Consider the following 21,057-nt stretch of genomic DNA (forward strand, 5'->3'; position numbering starts at 1 on the left):
GCTTTTTTCATTTACTAGTCTGATATGTACTTTTTGTGTGAATACTAGATATATCAGACAAGGAGGTGGTATTTATGTTGAAAAAACAAGAAATTCTAGCTGTCTATCAAAAGGGACCTCAAGCTATTTACGATTTTGTTCATCAATTAGAAAGTCAAATACAGAATTTAAAAGAGCGTATAGAAGAATTAGAAAATCGTTCAAAAAAAAACTCTACAAATAGTCATAAACCACCCTCTACAGATGGTTTTCGTAAGCCTATTACAAAAAGTTTGCGAAAATCATCCCAGCGTCAAACCGGTGGCCAGTTGGGCCACAAAGGACATACACTTCATTTGACAACGACTCCTGACAATATGATTACCTATTCTCCTACGCATTGTATTTGTTGTCACACGTCCTTAAAACATGAACCTGTAAAAGGATACCGCATTCGCCAAGTGTATGATTTACCACCTATCCTGATAGAAGTCACAGAACATAAAGTGGAACAAAAAGAGTGCCCACATTGCCATTCTATCCAAGAATCCCAGTTTCCCTCTACTGTCTCTCGTCCTGTTCAATATGGTCCAAATATAAAAACACTGATTCCTTATTTAACACATTATCAATGCCTTTCTTTGAAACGAACAAAAGAATTCTTTCAAGATTGTTTTGGACATTCGATAAGCGAAGGGACGTTAGTCAATCATACCCATGCTTTTTCTGCTCAATTGCGGCCGTTTCTCGAAGAAGTAAAAGAACAGATTCTGCAGTCTTCTGTTGTCCATTTTGATGAAACCGGTATGCGAGTAGAAAATAAAACACAATGGTTACATACTGCGAGTACACCGGAGGTGACATTTCAACATATTCATGAAAAACGCGGAAAAGAAGCGATGGATGCAGGTGAAATCTTGCCTTCTTTTTCTGGAATTGCTATGCATGATGGGTGGAAACCGTATGATGTGTATACAGATTGTCGTCATGTTTTATGTAATGCCCATCTCTTGCGAGATTTGCAAGGGATTATAGATAGTACCGGAGAAACATGGGCACAACAAATGAAAGAATTCCTTACACAAGCTTTGACAATAAAAAAGCAATACAAGGGAAATATTCCAGAAATAGAGAAAAAGAATCTGTTTGCCGCATACCAGGCCATATTGAAAGGCAAACAGGTGCCTTCTGCAGAACAAAAAAAGAAAAGAAAACAGACGCCTTCTCAAAATTTATGGAATCGCTTTGCTAAGTATGCGGACAGAATTCTAGCGTTCTTAGAAAGTCCAGATATTCCATTTGATAACAATCAAGCGGAGCGAGATATTCGGATGACGAAAGTCAAACAAAAAGTGTCTGGGACGTTTCGAAGTAAGGAAGGTGCAGAATCATTTTGCCACATACGTAGTTTTATGAGCACCATGAAAAAACAAAATCAATCAGTATTACAAGCGATAAGTCAGGTGTTAAAAACCGGAACGGTTCCTTGGAATACCACTCTTTCGTAAGAGAATGTTTCTATTTCATATAGATTCTTTCTCTTATCGGAGTGTGTTCTTTTTCATGTTTTCGAACAGGAAACATGTATTTGGCATGCTTTTTTGTTTAACTAAGCTGAGTAGTTACAATGAACATATGCTCATGCTCATCTCTAATTTATATGAAGATGCTGTTCATTTAAAAAAAACATTACAAGATGCTGAGAATATAACAAAAAAATCCTATGATTTATATAAAACTTTAGACTCTTTTGAGCATAAACAGATGGATTTTCAGTTTGAGGATTTAAGGCAACAGGCATTACAAATTGCTGGTGAGGTCCATGACGTTAAAAAGGATAACCAACGTATTTTTGCGGGACTTTCAAAACTAATTTCTGATGAAAGTTTTACAGATTATATGTCTGTACATGAACTAGTAAATATCATTATACGGGCAAATACGAAATATGCACAGTTGTTAGAGAAAGATATCCAATTTGTGTATAAAATTGATGGTGTGCATCCTCATTATCATATTTATACAATCTTATCTATTATAAATAATATCGTTACAAACGCTGTAGAAGCTATCCAAGGTATGGGAACCATCACAATTGACATTAATAAAGACCACCATTTTGTTGAATTTCAAATAGGCGATAATGGTCCTGGTATTTCTTCAAAATATAAAGATTCAATTTTTGAGCCTGGGTTTACTTCTAAATATGATGATTTAGGCAATCCATCGACAGGTATCGGATTATCGTATGTTAAAGAAATGGTCGCACAACTTGAAGGTGATGTTACGCTTGGGGACAGAACCGAAGGAAAAGGATCAATTTTTATAATTAGATTAGGGATTGATCATATAATTTCGAAAGGGTGATTCTATGTATTTTTATATAGTAGATGATGAAAAAGCGGTTCGCTCAATGTTGGCTCAAATTATCGAGGATGAAGATCTTGGGGAGGTTATAGGAGAAGCTGAGGATGGTTTATCTTTAGAGCAACAAATGGTAATCCTTAAAAATATAGACATTTTATTTATCGATTTGTTAATGCCGAATCAAGATGGAATAAAAACAATTCGTCAAATAAAGCCTTCGTTTAAAGGGAAAATCATCATGGTCTCTCAAGTAGAATCAAAAGAATTAATTGCTGAAGCTTATTCGCTTGGTGTTGAATACTATATTATTAAGCCAATTAACCGGATTGAAGTATTAACAGTTGTTCGGAAAGTCATTGAACGAATTCGTTTGGAAAAATCAATAAAAAACATTCAAGAATCGCTTAATATGGTACTAAAATTGGATAGTAATTCAAGTGTGCAAGAAAAATACCGTAATGAAAAACATTTAAATACTTTCAATCATTTTCAAAATTTCATTCATTTTCTTTTGTCTGAATTAGGAATAGCCAGTGAAAGTGGAAGTAAAGATTTAATGGATATGCTAGATTATTTATATAAATATGAACAAGATAACACGTTGGAACAAGGCTTTCCCTCACTAAAAGAGATTTTTATGAATTTGGCTCAAAAAAAACTTGGGGATTCAGCTGAAGATGCCGAATTAAAAAGGTTCATAGAAGCTTCCAAACAACGGATTCGGAGAGCTATTTATCAATCATTAAACCATTTAGCATCCCTTGGACTTACTGATTTTTTAAACCCGAAGTTCGAAAATTATGCTTCTAGATTTTTTGATTTTACTACCGTAAGGAGAAAGATGACAGAATTGAATAATGAACCAACATTACCTGCTCGTATTGATACGAAAAAATTTATTCAAGTTCTTTATTTTGAAGCAAAACGAATACACCTGGAGTTAAGATGATAAACTCTTGCTAATTATTATTTTCAATTGCTAGATTGATAATTGTTTTCATGTTATTTGTTTTATATAGTTTTTCTAAGAGAGTATTTTCCTTTATTTCATATTGATTTTAAAATCAGAAAATTCCGTATCGATTTGGTAGAAGTGTATGAACTTAGAACAAAAGAATATGTATTTTTTATTTTTTTAAACATTAATATTCATTAAAAAAAACGAGTATTTTCACAATAAAATATAAATACATAGTAAGTTGAATTTAAAAAAAGATGCTATCTTCTAGCATCTTTTTTTCTTTAAGAGGAAATATCATTGATCCTTATATTATTTGAAATTCAAATGCGGGCATATAAATAACGGAAAAGGAGATAATATTTAACAAATTATAATTGGAAATGGTATTTTAGGTCAGAAATGTTTTTATACTAATTAGGTTATTGGTACTAAATAAGCATAAAGTATCGCTTTTCTGCTCTTTAATCTTATCGTTATTTTTTATTAAGCACATATCGTTTTTTAGAAATCTCAATCCTAGCAGAGTATATAAATTGGGTGATAAAAATGTGGAACATAATTACTTCTTATCTTCCAGATTGGAAAGTCTTTGTACAAGCTTTTATCTTGTTTTTAATTCCGTATACTATCTCAAGAGTTTTTCATTGGGTTCGTATGTCAGAGAAAGAGTGGGAAGAATGAGTTGGTGGAAGTCAAGAGACAAACAAGTGAAAAAAAATAATATTCAAAGTAAAACGAAACAAGAGCATAAACCTTCTCAAAATGCAATCGTTCATTTCACAAATGATTTTGCCTCTAACTTAGAACTTATAAAGCAACAAATCGGACATAATTCTGATGTTCGCTTTCGGAAGTTTAATATTGGACGCACAGATATTCAGGCTGGGATCGTTTTTGTTGATGGCCTATCAGATAAAGAGATAATTGACAAACATATTATGAAATTACTAATGGATGATTTTTCTGATGAATATAAAAATGAAACTTCTTATGTGGAGGGGACTGTTTCAAAAGAATATATTAAAAATAAAGTTCTTACAATTAGTGAAGTAGCAGAAGTCCATTACATAAAAGATTTAATACCCAAAGTATTGATAGGTTCAACAGCTCTTTTAATTGATGGTTTAGCAGATGTGTTTATTCTTGGTACAACAAAAGCAAATAAACGAAACATTGAAGAACCAGTATCGGAGGCATTAGTCAGAGGGCCACGGGTCGGTTTTACTGAAGTATTAAGTGATAATACCTCACTTTTGCGACGACATTGTGCGGATGAGAGCTTATCATTAGTAAAGCTACCAGTAGGAGAACGTGCAAAGAAAGAGTTAGTTGTCGCATTTATTAGAGATCTTGCTAGTACAGAATTGGTGGATGAAGTAAAAAACAGAATTCAGAAAATTGACATAGACAGTGTACTCGAATCTGGTTATATAGAGCAACTCATTGAAGATAATTATCTAAGTCCTTTTCCACAGATTCAAAATACAGAACGACCTGATCGTGTTATTAGTGCTTTAATGGAAGGTCGAGTAGCTATTTTGTTAGATGGAACACCATTTGTTTTAATTGCTCCAGTTACATTTAGTATGCTGCTGCAATCACCAGAAGATTATTATGAAAGGTGGCTTCCTGGTACGCTTCTCCGCTTATTACGCTTCATGACAGCTTTTGTTTCATTATTTGCTCCAGCACTGTATATTTCTTTTATTTCATTTCATCCAGGATTAATTCCCACTAAGCTCGCTATTTCTATTATCGGATCGCGAGAAGGAGTTCCTTTTCCCGCTTTAATAGAAGCGTTAATTATGGAAGTAGCTATCGAAGTTTTGCGAGAAGCAGGTTTACGTCTGCCTAAACCGATTGGACCTGCAATGGGAATTGTGGGCGGTTTAATAATTGGTCAAGCTGCCGTAGAAGCAGGAATTGTTAGTCCAATAATGGTTATCGTTGTTGCGGTAACAGCTATTTCTTCTTTTACTATTCCACAATATAGTGTAGGAATTACGTTACGCATTCTTCGTTTTGTAGCTATGTTTTGTGCTGCGATATTTGGTTTGTATGGAGTTATTCTCTTCTTTCTTTTACTTTGCAGTCATTTAGTGAAACTGAAAAGTTTTGGCGTTCCTTATACCAGTCCTGCTGTTCCATATCGATTCAGTGACTGGAAAGATTTTATGGTTCGCATGCCATTAAAAATAATGAGACGTCGACCAAAAATAATGCATACCCAAAAAAATATCCGCAAAAGGTAGCTGATGACGAAAGGAAGTGGCCTTCAGTGATTACTAAACTTAAAGACCGAATAACAACTTCACAGGCAGTTGTTATTATTGTAAATTACATACTTGGGACAGGAATTCTCACTCTGCCTAGAGCATCTGTGGAAAAAGTGAAAACACCAGATGTATGGATAAGTGTGATATTAGGTGGAATACTGGCAATGGTTTCAGGAGTAATTATGGTCAAATTAAGTCAGCAGTTTCCAGAAAAAACATTTTACCAATACAGTCAAGATATTGTAGGGAAATGGATAGGCAGGTTGCTTAGTTTTCTTATTATAGGGTATTTTCTTACAACTTCAGCATTTCAAATTCGTTCAATGGCAGAAGTAATAAGCTTTTTTTTGCTCGAAGGAACCCCCACATGGGCTATTGTTATGCCTTTTATGTGGATAGGTCTCTATTTGATTATGAGTGGTATTAATTCAATTGCACGGATGTTTGAAATAATATTTCCTATTACTGTTTTTATTTTTTTAATCATTTCCTTTATGAGCATCGGAATATTCGAGATAGATAATCTCCGTCCCGTATTAGGTTTGGGAATTAAACCAGTATTAGATGGGATAAAAACAACGTCTCTCGCATATACAGGTCCTGAAATTATGTTAATTCTTTTGGTATTTATGGAACAACGAAATAAAGCAGTAAAAGCTATTTTAGTTGGAATTTCTATTCCGTTAATCTTTTATGTAATAACTGTTGTAATGGTCATTGGTGCATTATCAATTGATGGGGTTGTAACAAGAACATGGCCGACAATTGACCTTATGCGCAGTTTTGAAATTTCTGGATTGATATTTGAACGTTTTGAATCTTTACTGCTTGTAATATGGATTATGCAAATATTTGCTACCTATACGATTAGTTATTATGCAGCTGCATTAGGATTAGCGCAACTCTTTAAAAAGAGTATTCATCCGTTTATTTTTGCTTTGATTCCAATCATTTACATCATTGCTATGACTTCGAAAAATATAAATGACTTGCTTAAATTGGGGGATATGCTCGGTAATGCTGCTTTATTTTTATTTGGTTTACTGCCACTGCTTCTTCTTATTATTACGCGATTAAAAGGAGGAGTAGTGTGAAAAATAAATTTAATTATATGCGGTTCTATTTTGCTTTGTTATGGACGCTTTTGCTTCTATTTTTAACAGGATGTTGGAGCAGTAAAGAAGTAGAAGAGTTGAGTTTAACTGCAGGTATAGCACTAGATAAAGGGAAGAATTCAACAATTGAGAAAGAAGATGAGGAAGGAGGTTATCCTAAAAGAAATCTTATAACAGCTACTTATCAAATTGTTAGTTCGCAAGCACAAAGTAAAGGAAATGGACAACAAAAACGTTATATTAATGTTTCTGAGACAGGTGATTCCATTCATCAAATTGTTCGTGAGTTTTCATTGAAAAGAGAGAGCACAATGTTCAGCCCACATTTAAAAAACATTGTTATTAGTGATAGTCTTGTACGTACATACAGTTTAGAACAATTACTTGAACAGTATCTCCGTGACAATGAAGTTCGGCTTAGCTGTATGCTCTTAATTAGTAAGGGGCTAGCGAAGGAGGTACTGGAATCAAACAAAAAAGGAGAAATTCCAGCATTTCGTTTGTCTGGAATTGCAGATAATAGAAATAGAACAACAAGGATTTTACCTCCTGTATCGCTCGCTAAATTGGAAGGAAAGATGCGGTCAGGATCCAGTTTTCTTTTGCAAAATATAATCTCGATAAAAGGGGAAACAAAATTTGCAGGAGCTGCTGTAATTAAAGGGAGGACAAAAAAGTTGATGGGCTTTTTAAATGAACAGGAATTGGAAGGAGTAGTATGGATAAACGGAAAAAGGAATGGTGGTGTGGTAAAAACTTTTGATAAAGAATCAAAGAAACTCATTATATACGAAATAAAGTCAATAAAAAGCAAAATCATACCACATGTTAACGGAAATAATATTTCCTTTGATGTAAACATTGAATCAGAAGGGCGTTTGTCTGAAAATTGGATGCAATCAGGAAAAGATTTTGAAAATGAATTTTTAAAAAAGGAAGAAAAAGCTATTGAAAAAGAAGTAAAGCACTTAGTACATCATGTTACAAAAAAAATACAAAAAGAATATCAAGTCGATATTGCGGGTTTTGGCAACCAATTAAGAATTAAACACCCGAGAACATGGGAGAAAGTCAAAAAAGATTGGGATCAAAAATTTAGTAAAGTACCGATTAAATATCATATAAATGTAACTATACAAGATTATGGAGCGTCAAGTTTAAAACGATGAGATACCTTAATTGAAATTATATTTGAATCAAAACAAAAAGTTATAAAAGTTTTAATTTGAAAATTTTTGTAACTTTTTGTTTTTTTTATGTCCTTCTTATTATAGATTAAAGAAATGATTTTATCCCGCTATTTGCCGGGCAGTAAGACTCACACCTGAAAGCAAAGAAGTTATTAGAGGTATATGTAAGCTCTATATAGGAAGGAGAATTTTGAAATTCTATTGATAAACCAAGTAATTGTAATAGCCCTTATTTAGAATAATAATTTCAAAATCAATAAAATTTAGAGTAGAAGGAGCAAGAGCAAATTATTATGAATAAACAAATAGGTTTTATCGGATGTGGAAACATGGGTATTGCTATGATAGGTGGGATGATTAAAAAAATATAGTTTCTCCAGATCAAATAATTTGTTCAGATTTAAATGTCATTAATTTAAAAAATGCTAGTAATGAATATGGCATAACTATAACTACTAACAACAATGAAGTCGCTAACAGCGCTGACATTTTAATTTTATCAATCAAACCAGATTTATACTCATCGGTAATTAACCAAATAAAAGATCAAATAAAAAATGATGTAATCGTTGTAACTATTGCTGCAGGAAAAAGTATTAAGAGCACTGAGAATGAATTTGGTAGAAAGTTGAAAGTTGAAAGTTGTTAGAGTAATGCCTAATACACCGGCACTTGTTGGAGAAGGAATGTCTGCGTTATGTTTTAATGAAATGGTTACAGAAAAAGATATAAAAGAGGTACTGAACATATTTAATATTTTCGGCCAGACGGAGGTCATAAATGAAAAACTAATGGATGTTGTTACATCTATTAGTGGTTCTTCTCCAGCATATGTGTATATGTTTATAGAAGCCATGGCAGATGCTGCTGTACTTGGCGGTATGCCGAGAAAACAAGCTTATAAATTTGCGGCTCAGGCTGTATTAGGTTCTGCAAAAATGGTATTGGAAACAGGAATACATCCAGGTGAATTGAAGGATATGGTTTGTTCTCCAGGTGGAACGACGATAGAAGCTGTAGTAACGCTAGAAGAAAAAGGTTTAAGAACAGCTATCATTTCAGCTATGAAACGTTGTACGCAAAAATCTATGGAAATGTCTAGTTTAACTAGTAAGTGAGAAGCGAATTTATATAATATTTCAAATCTATTTAATGTAAAAGAAATATTATAAGACTATCTAATAACTAAGTAAATTTATATACAACAATAATGAGAAGAGCAAACCTTATTTTAAAGGGGATACAGAGAATATGAGTAAGTTATTAAAAAAGAAATCCGTTACACAATTGTTGGAGCATAATCAAAGTAAGACCTTAACGAAAACATTAGGAGCATTTGATTTAATTATGTTAGGGGTAGGCTCGATAATTGGAACGGGGGTTCTTGTGTTAACTGGATTAGTAGCAGCAAGAGATGCTGGTCCAGCAGTTATTTTTTCATTTGTACTTGCAGCAATTATATGCGGATTTATAGCATTATGTTACGCAGAAATTGCTTCCACACTCCCGGCGTCTGGTAGTGTATATACGTACTCATATGCAACAATTGGTGAGTTTGTTGCTCATCTAGTAGGTTGGTCTTTACTGTTAATATATATTGTGGCAACAGCGGCTGTCGCTGCTGGATGGACAGGCTATTTCCACAATTTAATAAAAGGGTTTGGATTAGAGATACCTAAAGCTCTAGTAACGATCCCTTCACATGGTGGTATTGTGGAATCTACCAGCAGTAATCATTACATTGATATTAGCATGGATGTTATCCCGTGGTACAAGGGAAAGTAAACGAATCAATAATATAATGGTATTGATTAAAATTGGTATGATTTTGTTGTTTATTACAGTTGGTATATTCTATGTAAAACCAATGAACTGGATACCAATTGCACCATACGGTTTAAGTGGGGTTTTTACGGGTGGAGCAGCTATTTTATTCGCTTTCACAGGTTTTGATATATTAGCAACTTCAGCAGAAGAAGTAAAAGATCCGAAGCGTAATCTTCCCATCGGTATTATTGCATCATTAATCATATGTACAATTATTTATGTTATCGTATGCCTTGTTATAACAGGAATGGTTTCCTATAAAGAATTAAATGTCCCTGAGGCAATGGCTTATGTAATGGAAGTGGTAGGACAAGGAAAAGTCGCTGGTGCAATTGCTGCAGGTGCTGTAATTGGCCTTATGGCTGTTATTTTTTCCAATATGTATGCAGCAACACGAGTATTCTTTGCAATGAGTCGTGATGGATTGTTACCGAAATCATTTGCGAAAGTTAATAAGAAAACTGGAGCACCCACTTTTATAACTGGATTGGCAGGAATAGGGAGCTCTATAATAGCTGGGTTTATTGATTTGAAAGAATTGGTTAATTTAGTTAATATCGGTAGTTTGGTGACGTTTGCGTTAGTTTGTCTATCAGTTATTATTCTACGTAAATCACACCCAAATTTAAAACGTGGATTTATGGTACCTTTTGTACCTGTATTACCAAGCGTTTCAATTGTATGTTGTTTGTTTTTAATGCTAAATTTACCGTTAAGGACATGGATGTACTTTAGTATTTGGATTACTATTGGGGCAGTCATATATTTCTTTTATTCGATAAAACACAGTAATTTAAATGAGGAAACGATCTCGAAATTACATAATAAAATTGCGAGATAATAACGATAGAAAATTTTATTAATAATCATATTGATAGTTGAGCAACATAGAAACAGTTTTTTGATATTTAGCAAGAAATAAAATGAAAAATCCTAGGACAGCTGAGTGCCTTTTTTAGAAACCTTGCCTGTTTTTCATGATTTAAAACTAATAAGGAGAGGAAAGTATGAGTGAATTGCATTTTATGAGTCTAGAAGAACTGGATAATGAATTAGAAAAAGATGACAGTGGTATTTATTTTATTAAAGATTATAATGACAATATTATTTATATAGGCAAGGCTTTTAGTATAAAAAGTAGAGTATTAGCTCATTTTAATAGTTATTCCAATATTAAGGAATATGTACATTTATTTAATAAAGTAGCGTATCTCATTGAAGATAGTTTGTTAAAACGCTCATTGTTACAAGTTACTTATATGATTAAATATAAACCAGTATTAAACAAAGAAGTCCAAAAAGAATTCCCAGAGTTATATACTCAATACATTAAGCAAACAAATAAAAAATCCATGTTGTTAGAAATTGAGGAAGCTAAAGAAAAAAGGGATGAGTTAAAGAATAGATTGATAAAATTAGTAGGCGGAAAAACTATGTTTTATGACATAATTTCTCTGTTAAACAATGGATATAACTATCATGTTCTCGCAAAAGTATTGAGCATAGAACTTCAAACTTTAATTATAATGAAAGAACACCGAAACAAATTCCCGATGCCACATAATTATAAGAGGACAATAAAGCATCAAGATATAATGTATGCTTTATCTGGAAAAAAGAATTTAAGTATTTCAAGGTTAAACACTTAACTTTAAAGTAGTAAATTCGTTGCTTTTGTAGCTTTTATTGTTATATTGAACTGCAATGTACATTTGTGTTTCAAATTTAATTGGTGGAATAAGGGGAGGGAAAGGGTTCCTATAAAAATGCTGGAAGAAATTAGGTTACTTATGCATAAATAGCATAAGTAGGCACATGTTATTTATAAATATATTGGAAGTGCAATTATAAATATTCAAAGATACGAAAGTAATACAAATGAAATTCTTATTTCTGCTACTACAAGTACTATTGAGCAAATAAAGTATGAAATTGCTTTTGAACTAGGAGTCACACTGGGACCTGATACATCACATCATCTGCAAATGGTTCGGATCGGTGGAGAGATTACAAAACGCTTAGTTCGAATGGCTGATAAACAGTTAACAGGTCAATACAGATTACACTAAGAAAATAATCCGTATATATATGGATTATTTTTCCTTTAATTTACAAAAAATAAATTTCGGAATTGAAAAAACCTCTCAGATTCCTTTGTGATAATCTTTTTTAGTTGTGTTAATGACATAGGTATCTAAAGGTGGTAAATTCGATACGAACGATGTATGAGCTCTTAAAATAGTTTTGGTGTTATTTGTAATTTTAATTCCATAATACTTAAGCTGATATAATATAATGTTTTATGTCTAAATCGATATAAAATAATAATTGTTAAGTGATATTTCTTTTTTTATAGAATAAGTAAAAACTGATACTGTAGTAATTACTGTTTTGAGATCAATTTACTGTGTACCTTAATTATTGAAGTTTTTTGTTGATTAACAACTATTGTGTTTGGAAATTAATAATAAGTTTATCCCGCTATTTGCCGGGCAGTAAGACCCCCACCTCAAAATTCAGCGGAAGCAAAGAAGTTAGGTGGGGGATCAACTGTCTGTAAAAGCCCGATTTGTGTGGGCTAATAATCAGTGGGGGATGAACAAAACCCCCACTGATTAAAGTTTCACTTTATGTGATGCGGTAATAAAACTAGCTATTTTGCTATTCTTAGTATTTGTAAAGTCTATATATTTTTCCCTCTTTTGTGGAAAGTAAAACTAATGTTACGACCAGTAATATAGTGTCATTTTTTGAATATTCCATTCGTTTTTTATTTTTATTTTTATTTTTAGTTGATGAAAAGACCTTTCTCTCAATTAAATGTTTAATTGAGCACTTGAATTTCCTCCACCTTGTACTTTTCAAAACATAGTGTTTCAAAAATAGCCGTATCGCTTTCCTCTTTTTCCGATTTCACGACTTCTTTATTATCTTTTTCTAAAATTTGGAGCAAAATAGTTTTTCAGTTTCATATTTAAATTAGCAGTATTTATTTTTTGAATTCAATTTGTATAAATGATTGAATTGGAACTTTGACTGTTATTTCTTGCGGTGGTACAGTATCTCCTGTTACTTTCGTTTTATTTGTAATATTTTTCTATCTCGGTCCTCGCATTGACTACCACTGTATTTTGTAGTGCTTCACTGTTTTCTCAAGTTCAATAATTATATCTTGTAGAATTAAGAAAAGAACTTAGCTTATTTCGTTTACTTATCTACTCTGATATTTAGATGCTAACTACAATTAAATAATATATGATTTTTATAAAAAAGATATAGTAATATTTTGTTGTGAATTGTACTAATTTGATATTTTATAGTATTATTTGTCGTGAATTATATCTAACAGAATATATTTTATGGATCTATAAAGGAGAATGTAATGAATACTTCTATCGATATACAACACTTGTGTGATCTTGCACATAAAGCATTTAATGCCCCTGTACATATTTTATCTGCAGACAGAAAAATTTTATATCATTCTACATCTGATAATGTTTGTAGTCCTTTTTATTCTTCAAAAGAAGAACATCTTAGTGATATTTATCAAGAAAACGATCCCTTTAACTTGCCACTTTTCCGAAGTAACAACTATCTTGAAAATTTTGTTCTAATTCATATAGAAAATCATGATGATATTAAAGGGACTATTATAATCGGTCCTACTATACATCCAAAAGATTCAGATGATATGATCATAAAATTTCAGAAAGAATTTAAATCAAATGATAACATTCAAGAAAGACTTGCCTATTATCAGTGTTTATCTGAGATTAAAAAAACTACATTAATTGATATGGGAATTCTATTACATTACATGATTTTCAATGAAAAGTTAGATGTAGATATTGTCTTGGAAAAAAATAAAGTACTAGAGGAAATTCCTAATAAAAATGTGAAACCTGATTTATATATTTTAAAACGTCGACAAAACAAACCTAAAACGCACAATATGTCATTAGTAAATGATTTCTTTTCGACTATTAAAGAAGGGAATAAAAAAAAGTTAATACAGTATATGTATGCGGTTTCGCAAGAAGATGTTGAACTTATGCTAATAGAGGATCCGCTCAGGAATCAAAAAAACCTTGGAATTATTGCGATTACCTTAGCCACTCGATATGCAATAGAAGGAAACCTGCCACCAGATATTGCTTTTGCTCATAGTATTTTATATATACAAACCCTGGAACAATTAGATAATGTAGAATCTGTAAAGCGATTGTCAGGGGATGCTTTACGTACTTTTGCAGATCGTGTGAAAGAATACAATGCAAAAAAGTATTCTTACGCGGTTACTACATGTATAAAATATATTAATAAAAATGTTTACGATGGAATATCTCTGAATGAACTTGCTAATCATTTAGAAATTACGCCTACTTATCTGTCTAAACTATTTAAAAAAGAAATGGGAATTACTTTAAGCGAATATATTCAAAGGGAACGAGTGGAAGAAGCAAAGAAATTATTAACACTCACTACTTATTCGTTATCAGATATCTGTGCTTGGCTTAACTTTAATGACCAAAGTTATTTTATAAGAGTTTTCAAAAAAATCACTAGCATGACCCCTAGGCAGTACCGTGAAAAATATACAATAATATAAGTTTGTTACCTACTGTCTCCAATGTAAAGACTTAAACATGGGTGTAAGTATCCCAAAAAATGAAAATTCACTAACCATTATTTTGCTAAAGGAAACAAAAAGATAGAAGGCTGCAAAGTGTTCCAAGGAAGCTTTGTAGCTTTTTTGTAATTTAAAACCTATGTTTATAACGATGATAAGTTTATAGACTAATATCTTCATATTAGATATTTATTAATAATGATATTGGGATATTTCGTGAAAAAATCAATAATATAACATATATTACTAAATATATCTACATTTTATGCAATTATACATAACTAAATAAAGGTAAAAAAGTATAAAAAAACCTATTATATTATTCTATAAGTATTTTTTCTAAAATAAAATTTCTTGGTTGAGCTAAAATAGTTATTTTTAACCGTATACACATTAATTTGTAATCATTACAATTACAGAAATGAAATTTACGAATAACTATATTTATATAATTTTTTTCGGTTCATATTTTTATTTAACAGTAAATTATCGAGCATAATCGACAAAATTTTTCTATTTACGCATTAAAAATTTAATGTTTTAATGAACAACATAACTGGTATGACCAGACAGAAAGGAGAAGGTTACGCTAATAGGAATTATAGTGAAGTTATAAGTAACATTATGTCTTTAATAATTTTCTGAATAGTCAATTTATTTACAAGAGGTCAAGAATCAAATTGGTAATAAACGTGTTCTAAGTTTCTGCATAACAAAAGTGAAGTTATTCCGCAATAAAAGTATAAGTAATGTACAGTATAATTTCACCTTTTGTTGTCTACTAAGGAGTTTGCTGACAAAACTAAGAGGGATATTATCAAATTGAAATTAAACAATGTTATGACAAGATTAACTGTAAGCATTGGTTTATTGATCCTCACGATTCTGTAAGTTAAACCGCAACTTTAGGAAAGAATTAATAATTTACTACTCATAAGGTGCCTGATTCAAATATAGTTAATAAATTTTTGTTATTTATATTTAAAAAAATAGAGTATCGAAATGAGAGATAAATAAAATCCTTACATCCTATTAGAAGTAAAAAACAACGATATTAACGTATCTGAAAGATTTCTCCTTCTTATCCAGTTTACAAAGAGAGCGGTCGTACAAGTTATATGAATTAAGTTATAAAAACAATGGTAAAGGAGTGTACGGAATGAAAACTAAAATAATGACAGGATTATTAGTCACATCCATTGTAACTGGAGCAACTATTCCTATCAATACTCTCGCAACACCAATCGTTCAAGCGGAAACTCAACAGGAAGGCATGGATATTTCCTCTTCATTACGAAAATTAGGTGCGCAATCTAAATTAATCCAAACGTATATTGATCAATCTTTAATGAGTCCTAATGTACAGCTAGAGGAAGTCCCAGCTTTAAATACCAATCAATTCCTAATCAAACAAGATATGAAGGAATGGTCATCGGAACTCTATCCACAGTTAATTCTATTAAATTCAAAAAGTAAAGGATTTGTAACAAAATTTAATAGTTATTACCCGACATTAAAATCGTTTGTAGACAATAAAGAAGATAGAGAAGGGTTTTCGGATAGACTTGAAGTACTTCAAGAAATGGCTATGACGAATCAAGAAAATGCGCAACGACAAATCAATGAATTAACAGATCTTAAATTACAGCTTGATAAAAAATTAAAAGATTTTGATACTAATGTGGCAACTGCGCAAGGCATACTAAGTACAGATGGAACAGGAAAAATAGATCAGTTAAAAAATGAAATATTAAATACCAAAAAAGCAATTCAAAATGATTTACAGCAAATTGCATTAATACCAGGAGCTTTAAATGAGCAGGGATTTGCTATATTCAAAGAAGTTTATAGTCTTTCAAAAGAAATTATTGAACCAGCTGCTCAAGCAGGGGTGGCAGCGTATAACAAAGGAAAAGAAATTAACAACTCTATTCTAGAAGCGGAGAAAAAAGCGGCGCAAGAAGCGACAGAACAAGGTAAAACTGCTCTAGAGATTGAATCAGCAAAAAAAGCAGCTCGTGAAGCAATTGAGAAAAGCAAACAAGGTGAAATAGCAGCCGCAGCCGCAGCAAAAACACAAGAGTATGACCTGATGAAGGTCATTGATACCGAAAAGATTAAGAAAACATTTGGCGTTTTTGCTGAAGTAAATAAATTAACAGCAGAACAGCGAGCATATTTAGATGATTTAGAGAAACAAAATCAAAAAATATATGATTTAACAACGAAACTATCAATAGCTGATTTACAAAAATCAATGCTTCTTCTTACACAAAATGATTTGCATACGTTTGCAAATCAAGTAGATGTAGAACTGGATCTACTAAAGCGCTATAAAGAAGATTTAAATCTAATAAAAAATAGCATTACAAAATTATCTACTAATGTTGATACAACTAACGAGCAGTCTCAAAAAGATACATTAAGACAATTAAAAAATGTAATAAGTTACCTTGAAGAACAAGTATATAAATTTTAATATTGCGTTTTTAGGGAATTCATACAGATTATAAGCATTTAGCGAAAGAAGGAGAATAGTCATGAAAAAATTTCCATTCAAAGTACTAACTTTAGCTACATTAGCAACTGTTATAACTGCTACTACCGGTAACACTATTCATGCATTTGCACAAGAAACGACCGCTCAAGAACAAAAAGTAGGCAATTATGCATTAGGCCCCGAAGGACTGAAGAAAGCATTAGCTGAAACAGGGTCTCATATTCTAGTAATGGATTTATACGCAAAAACAATGATTAAGCAACCAAATGTAAATTTATCTAATATCGATTTAGGCTCAGAGGGGGGAGAGTTGCTCAAAAATATTCACCTTAATCAAGAGCTGTCACGAATCAATGCGAATTACTGGTTAGATACAGCGAAGCCACAGATTCAAAAAACTGCTCGTAATATTGTAAATTACGATGAACAATTTCAAAATTATTACGACACATTAGTAGAAACTGTACAAAAGAAAGATAAGGCAGGTCTAAAAGAGGGTATAAATGATTTAATTACTACAATCAATACAAATTCAAAAGAAGTTACAGATGTGATTAAGATGCTACAAGACTTCAAAGGGAAACTATATCAAAATTCTACAGATTTTAAAAATAATGTTGGTGGTCCAGATGGGAAAGGTGGATTAACTGCAATATTAGCAGGTCAACAGGCAACGATTCCACAACTTCAAGCTGAAATTGAGCAACTTCGTTCTACACAGAAAAAACATTTTGATGATGTATTAGCATGGTCAATTGGTGGTGGATTGGGAGCAGCTATTTTAGTTATTGCAGCTATTGGAGGAGCGGTAGTTATTGTTGTAACTGGCGGTACAGCAACACCGGCTGTTGTTGGTGGACTCTCGGCTCTTGGTGCAGCTGGTATCGGTCTAGGAACTGCGGCTGGTGTCACAGCATCTAAGCATATGGACTCCTATAATGAAATTTCTAACAAAATCGGAGAATTAAGTATGAAAGCAGATCGTGCTAATCAAGCAGTTCTTTCGCTTACTAACGCGAAAGAAACATTGGCATATTTATATCAGACTGTAGATCAAGCGATATTGTCTCTAACAAATATTCAAAAGCAATGGAATACAATGGGCGCAAATTATACAGATTTACTGGATAATATCGATTCTATGCAAGACCACAAATTCTCTTTAATACCAGATGATTTAAAAGCCGCTAAAGAAAGTTGGAATGATATTCATAAAGATGCAGAATTCATTTCAAAAGATATTGCTTTTAAACAGGAGTAGAACTGAAATTTAAAACCTAAATTGGAGGAAAATGAAATGATAAAAAAAATCCCTTATAAATTACTCGCTGTATCGACGCTATTAACTATTACAACTGCTAATGTAGTTTCACCAGTAACAACTTTTGCAAGTGAAATTGAACAAACGAACAATGGAGATACGGCTCTTTCTGCAAATGAAGCGAGAATGAAAGAGACCTTGCAAAAGGCTGGATTATTTGCAAAATCTATGAATGCCTATTCTTATATGTTAATTAAGAATCCTGATGTGAATTTTGAGGGAATTACCATTAATGGATATGTAGATTTACCTGGTAGAATCGTACAAGATCAAAAGAATGCAAGGGCACATGCTGTTACTTGGGATACGAAAGTAAAAAAACAGCTTTTAGATACATTGAATGGTATTGTTGAATACGATACAACATTTGACAATTATTATGAAACAATGGTAGAAGCGATTAATACAGGGGATGGAGAAACTTTAAAAGAAGGGATTACAGATTTGCGAGGTGAAATTCAACAAAATCAAAAGTATGCACAACAACTAATAGAAGAATTAACTAAATTAAGAGACTCTATTGGATATGATGTTAGAGCTTTTGGAAGTAATAAAGAGCTCTTGCAGTCAATTTTAAAAAATCAAGGTGCAGATGTTGATGCCGATCAAAAGCGTCTAGAAGAAGTATTAGGATCAGTAAACTATTATAAACAATTAGAATCTGATGGGTTTAATGTAATGAAGGGTGCTATTTTGGGTCTACCAATAATTGGCGGTATTATAGTGGGAGTAGCAAGGGATAATTTAGGTAAGTTAGAGCCTTTATTAGCAGAATTACGTCAGACTGTGGATTATAAAGTAACCTTAAATCGTGTAGTTGGAGTTGCTTACAGTAATATTAATGAAATGCACAAGGCGCTTGATGATGCTATTAACGCTCTTACTTATATGTCCACGCAGTGGCATGATTTAGATTCTCAATATTCGGGCGTTCTAGGGCATATTGAGAATGCAGCTCAAAAAGCCGATCAAAATAAATTTAAATTCTTAAAACCTAATTTAAATGCAGCGAAAGACAGTTGGAAAACATTACGAACAGATGCTGTTACATTAAAAGAAGGAATAAAGGAATTAAAAGTGGAAACTGTTACTCCACAAAAATAGGGAAATATTAATTCTGCGTAAAGTGAACTAAAACATAGAAAGTCTATGATTACACTGTTAAACAGAAAAGTAATAATTAATAAATCCTTATATAACAGAAAGGCGGAGTCTCATTAAAGACTTCGCCTTTCAATTATATATAAGTATGATTCGAATAAAAAATAACCTTGTAGTTTAATTGCTTTTTTAAAATTTGCAACAGAATCGGTTAATTTGAAGCAGATTATATACATTTTCTTTAATACTTAATGATTTGAAGGCTGCTAAAGAAAGTTCAAACGATACTGATAAAAGATGTAGAACTCATTTTGAAAGACATCGCTTTTTAATAAGATTAGAACTTGAAACCATACCTTATATAGGAGGAATACGAAATGATGAAAAAAATCCCTAATAAACTACTCGCTGTATCAGCGTTTTTAACTATAACAACTACTTATGCAGTCATACCACTAGAAACTTTTGCGATTGAAATTGAACAAACGAACAATGAAAATATATCTCTTTCAGCAAATGAAGAACAGATGAAAAAAGCTTTGCAAGATGCTGGTTTATTTGCAAAAGCTATGAATGAATATTCTTATTTGCTAATTAATAATCCAGATGTGAGTTTTGAAGGAATAACTATTAATGGAAATGCAGATTTACCTAGTAAAATTGTACAAGATCAAAAGAATGCAAGAGCACATGCTGTTACATGGAATACACAAGTGAAAAAACAGCTTTTTGATACATTGACAGGCATTATAGAATACGATACAAAATTTGAAAATTATTATGAAACATTAGTAGAGGCGATCAATAATGGAAATGGAGATACTTTAAAAAAAGGGATTACAGATTTACAGGGAGGAATTCAACAAAATCAAAAGTCTGCAAAAGCATTAATAGAAGAATTAATTCAATTAAAAAATGCTATTGGAGAAGATGTTAGAACATTTGGAAGTCATAAAGAGACAGTGCAATCGATTTTAAAAAACCAAGGTGCTGATGTGGAGGCTGACCAAAAGCGTCTAGAGGACCTTTTAGGACAAGTAAAATATCAGAAAGACATAGAATCTAAGGGGTTAGACATGGTAAAAATCCCCTTTATTCCAACCTTGATTGCTGGTGGCATAATGATAGGTGATGCAAGAGGTAAGTTAGGTTGGCTAGAACCTGAATTAGCAAAATTGCGTCAGACTGTAGATTATAAAATAACATTGAATCGTGTAGTTGGAGTTGCATTTCATAATATTAGTGATATGCATAGTACGCTTGATAGTGCTATCACTGCTCTTACTTATATGTCTACGCAATGGGAGGATTTAGATTCTCAATATTCGGGTGTACTGGGACATATTGATAAAGCTGATCAAAAAGCTGATCAAAATAAATATAAATTCTTAACCCCTAGCTTGAATGCAGCGAAAAACAGTTGGAAAACATTAAAAACAGATGTTGTCACTTTGCAAGAAGGGATAAAAATTGCAGAGAAAAAAGAACAGGATTTTTTGAATCAGCTTCGTCCATCAAACGTTTTCTACTTTTATAAAAAAATTCATAACGCATACACTTTTGAAATAAAGACTGGAACAAATGCGCCAAATGCGTCTTATAAAGTTATGAATTTAACTAAAAACACTGTTCATAATATGTGGAGTGGAGGGGCTAATACTAACATGTGGGCTGATTGGCTTTCATTCAATCCAAATGATGAATTTGCGGTAGTAGCAGTAGTGGATGGTAAAGAATATGTTGTGTATAAAGACAAAGTACAAAATATAATGAACTGAATCTGAAAG

The 21,057-nt window shown here is 32.1% G+C and carries 13 protein-coding genes and 3 pseudogenes; 15 read left to right on the forward strand and 1 reads right to left on the reverse strand.

Annotation, left to right across the window (positions count from 1 at the left end; translation table 11 throughout):
- Positions 1–74: 74 nt before the first annotated feature.
- From tnpC to MHI28_RS01220, 10 genes and pseudogenes are all read left to right on the forward strand, one after another.
- Positions 75–1,487, forward strand: a complete 1,413-nt coding sequence (tnpC, locus tag MHI28_RS01175) for an IS66 family transposase (RefSeq protein WP_197233369.1) — start codon at positions 75–77, stop codon at positions 1,485–1,487.
- Positions 1,488–1,593: 106 nt separating this feature from the next.
- Positions 1,594–2,346, forward strand: a pseudogene (locus MHI28_RS01180) (sensor histidine kinase); the annotation flags it as partial.
- Positions 2,347–2,350: 4 nt separating this feature from the next.
- Positions 2,351–3,295, forward strand: a complete 945-nt coding sequence (locus MHI28_RS01185; RefSeq protein ID WP_340827565.1) for a response regulator — start codon at positions 2,351–2,353, stop codon at positions 3,293–3,295.
- Positions 3,296–3,984: 689 nt separating this feature from the next.
- Entirely contained in the window at positions 3,985–5,559 is a 1,575-nt protein-coding gene (locus MHI28_RS01190; protein ID WP_000119224.1) for a spore germination protein, read from the forward strand.
- A 26-nt stretch (positions 5,560–5,585) separates the two neighbouring features.
- Positions 5,586–6,677, forward strand: coding sequence for a spore germination protein (locus tag MHI28_RS01195; RefSeq protein WP_000628928.1), 1,092 nt, complete (start codon positions 5,586–5,588; stop codon positions 6,675–6,677).
- Complete coding sequence (locus tag MHI28_RS01200; protein ID WP_000790794.1) at positions 6,674–7,867, forward strand: Ger(x)C family spore germination protein; 1,194 nt, start codon at positions 6,674–6,676, stop codon at positions 7,865–7,867. The genes MHI28_RS01195 and MHI28_RS01200 overlap by 4 nt, the downstream gene beginning before the upstream one ends.
- A 314-nt stretch (positions 7,868–8,181) precedes the next feature.
- A pseudogene (gene proC / locus MHI28_RS01205) lies at positions 8,182–9,006 on the forward strand (pyrroline-5-carboxylate reductase).
- Between the two features lie 133 nt (positions 9,007–9,139).
- Positions 9,140–10,556, forward strand: a pseudogene (locus tag MHI28_RS01210) (amino acid permease).
- A gap of 166 nt (positions 10,557–10,722) precedes the next feature.
- A complete protein-coding gene (locus MHI28_RS01215; protein ID WP_001292175.1) occupies positions 10,723–11,364 on the forward strand; it encodes a nucleotide excision repair endonuclease in 642 nt (213 codons plus the stop codon).
- A gap of 198 nt (positions 11,365–11,562) precedes the next feature.
- Entirely contained in the window at positions 11,563–11,784 is a 222-nt protein-coding gene (locus tag MHI28_RS01220; protein WP_044783651.1) for an alpha/beta-type small acid-soluble spore protein, read from the forward strand.
- 755 nt (positions 11,785–12,539) lie between these two features.
- Here MHI28_RS01220 and MHI28_RS01225 read toward each other — a convergent pair.
- Positions 12,540–12,668, reverse strand: a complete 129-nt coding sequence (locus MHI28_RS01225; protein WP_003281887.1) for a hypothetical protein — start codon at positions 12,666–12,668, stop codon at positions 12,540–12,542.
- A gap of 429 nt (positions 12,669–13,097) precedes the next feature.
- Here MHI28_RS01225 and MHI28_RS01230 point away from each other — a divergent pair, with 429 nt between their 5' ends.
- The 5 genes from MHI28_RS01230 (at position 13,098) to hblB (ending at position 21,048) form a co-directional block, all read left to right on the forward strand.
- Entirely contained in the window at positions 13,098–14,327 is a 1,230-nt protein-coding gene (locus MHI28_RS01230) for a helix-turn-helix domain-containing protein (protein WP_340827566.1), read from the forward strand.
- Between the two features lie 1,180 nt (positions 14,328–15,507).
- On the forward strand, positions 15,508–16,827 hold the full coding sequence (gene hblC / locus MHI28_RS01235) for a hemolytic enterotoxin HBL lytic component L2 (protein ID WP_000850235.1): 1,320 nt from the start codon (positions 15,508–15,510) through the stop codon (positions 16,825–16,827).
- Positions 16,828–16,888: 61 nt separating this feature from the next.
- Positions 16,889–18,109: a hemolytic enterotoxin HBL lytic component L1 gene (gene hblD, locus MHI28_RS01240; RefSeq protein ID WP_000714435.1), complete on the forward strand. Its 1,221-nt coding sequence runs from the start codon at positions 16,889–16,891 to the stop codon at positions 18,107–18,109.
- 36 nt (positions 18,110–18,145) lie between these two features.
- Positions 18,146–19,273, forward strand: coding sequence for a hemolysin BL binding component B (gene hblA / locus MHI28_RS01245; protein ID WP_000591973.1), 1,128 nt, complete (start codon positions 18,146–18,148; stop codon positions 19,271–19,273).
- Positions 19,274–19,647: 374 nt separating this feature from the next.
- Positions 19,648–21,048, forward strand: a complete 1,401-nt coding sequence (gene hblB / locus MHI28_RS01250; protein ID WP_340827567.1) for a hemolysin BL regulatory component HblB — start codon at positions 19,648–19,650, stop codon at positions 21,046–21,048.
- Positions 21,049–21,057: the final 9 nt, after the last annotated feature.

The sequence above is a fragment of the Bacillus sp. FSL K6-0268 genome, from assembly GCF_038005425.1.
In the GTDB taxonomy this organism is placed as follows: domain Bacteria; phylum Bacillota; class Bacilli; order Bacillales; family Bacillaceae_G; genus Bacillus_A; species Bacillus_A thuringiensis_S.